1 protein-coding gene and 1 pseudogene are annotated in these 1,123 nt (G+C 48.5%); one reads left to right on the plus strand and one right to left on the minus strand.

Features of this window, described 5'->3' with window-relative positions; genetic code table 11:
* A pseudogene (locus tag STRDD11_RS09500) lies at nt 1-212 on the plus strand (NADPH-dependent FMN reductase); the annotation flags it as partial.
* A gap of 315 nt (nt 213-527) precedes the next feature.
* Here STRDD11_RS09500 and sdbB read toward each other — a convergent pair.
* Nucleotides 528-1,097: a thiol-disulfide oxidoreductase-associated lipoprotein SdbB gene (gene sdbB / locus STRDD11_RS09505; RefSeq protein WP_128837129.1), complete on the minus strand. Its 570-nt coding sequence runs from the start codon at nt 1,095-1,097 to the stop codon at nt 528-530.
* Nucleotides 1,098-1,123 lie beyond the last annotated feature (26 nt).

A 1,123-nucleotide genomic window follows, 5' to 3' on the forward strand; every position in this document is an offset into this window, starting at 1 on the left:
GTATCAATGAAATCGTCTTCAACTTCCAGCCTTGGCTGGACTGGTACCTAGAGACAACCGGTCAGCGCTTAGTCGGAGGCAGCGGTCCTTTTGCTCCTGCCGGCGGCGGGCACGGCTCTGCTGACGCTACTTCTGGTGCTTCCGATGCCGGAGGAGGAGACGGAGGACACGGCGGTGCTGCTGCCGATGCCACATCTGGAGCCAGCGCTTAAATCAAAAAAGAATGGATTCGCAAGGAGTCCATTCTTTTTTGATTCAGTTCACTCCTAGCTTGTGAGAGGTAGGGGATAAAACAAACGCAGTTTGTGTCAAAACAGTCTGGGAGACTGTTGAGGCGACAGATGAAGAAAACGGATTTTTCGTCAAAGGAACTTTTGGGAGTTGGAAAGATGTACAGTCTTGACACATCTGTCTGCTCCTGACTAGTCTGCTGATGCTTTTCATCGAGTATAAGTTTTTTTTACCAAAATAAAGCGAGACCGAAACAGGTTTGTCCCAGCCTCGTCATCTTTGATTTTCTGTGCCTATTATTTCATTTCTTGAAAGGCGGCTTCTGCATCTGCGTTGCTGATGACGCCCAGCTGGATTTTCCCAATCTTTCCCTGGCTGTCAATCAGCACTTCGGTTGGTATGCTTCGGATTTGATAGGCTTGAAAGGCAGCTGCCTGCGTATCAAATAAGACAGGCACATATTTATAACCCTGCTCCGCAAACCATTTAGGGAATTCTTCCGTTGATTTTTCTCCTTGAAACTCAGGTGCAACGATACTCAAGATTTCAAAATCCCGGTCCGTTCTGGCAGCCAATTCTTCCAGTTCTGGCATACTTTTGCGGCAGGGCGGACACCATGAAGCCCAGAATTTCAGATAGACCTTCTTGCCCCTGTAGTCTGATAATTTGACTGTTTTTCCGTCCATTGACTGAAGGGTAAAGTCCGGCGCCTCCTCTCCGACAGCAATCGGGCTGAAAGTGCTTTGTGCAGGACTGCTGCTGGATTGGCTGCTGCCGCTGCTATCGCCGTTGCCCGCCTGTTCCGAACAGGCAGCCAGACTGACAGCTGCCAGCAAAACAGTTAAAAGTCCTATTGTTTTTTTCATGTTAGCCTCCTTTTTATCCAAAAATT

This window comes from Streptococcus sp. DD11 (genome assembly GCF_001578865.1).
Lineage (GTDB): Bacteria > Bacillota > Bacilli > Lactobacillales > Streptococcaceae > Streptococcus > Streptococcus panodentis.